The sequence below is a fragment of the Spongiactinospora gelatinilytica genome (assembly GCF_003236385.1).
Classification (GTDB): domain Bacteria; phylum Actinomycetota; class Actinomycetes; order Streptosporangiales; family Streptosporangiaceae; genus Spongiactinospora; species Spongiactinospora gelatinilytica.
Genome location: NZ_POUA01000912.1, coordinates 1 through 407, shown reverse-complemented (window position 1 = coordinate 407; position 407 = coordinate 1). Strand labels below are relative to the sequence as shown.

General features: G+C 54.1%; 1 protein-coding gene. It reads left to right on the top strand.

Annotated features, from left to right (window positions below):
* Positions 1-262: 262 nt before the first annotated feature.
* The coding region (locus tag C1I98_RS40035; protein ID WP_438672146.1) for an ABC transporter permease subunit at positions 263-407 on the top strand (145 nt) is incomplete at its 3' end.

Here is a 407-nt window from a genome sequence, read left to right as displayed (position 1 = left end):
GTACAATTACAAGGACAAGAAGAAGAGCGTTCTTGACGTTGTGAAGATGTAATCGAAGGGCTACCGCCCTGAAAACGGCACCGCGCCTACCCTAGCGGTGCCGTTTTTTATAGCCTCGCCAGTTACACAAGGCCCTCACCATGGGCGCGTTCGGCAGGCCGCTTACCAGCAACCTCACCTTACCCATCCGATTGATCGCATACCTTGCGGGCACGTCATCCCGTCGCCTACAACAAAGCAAGGCATAGCAGGAGCTGTTCTCATGGATATCTTTATCCAGCAGATCGTGAACGGTCTGGTGCTCGGCAGCATTTACGCGCTGATCGCACTTGGCTACACCATGGTCTACGGTATTCTCGGCATCATCAACTTCGCCCACGGCGATGTTCTGATGGTCGGTGCAATGT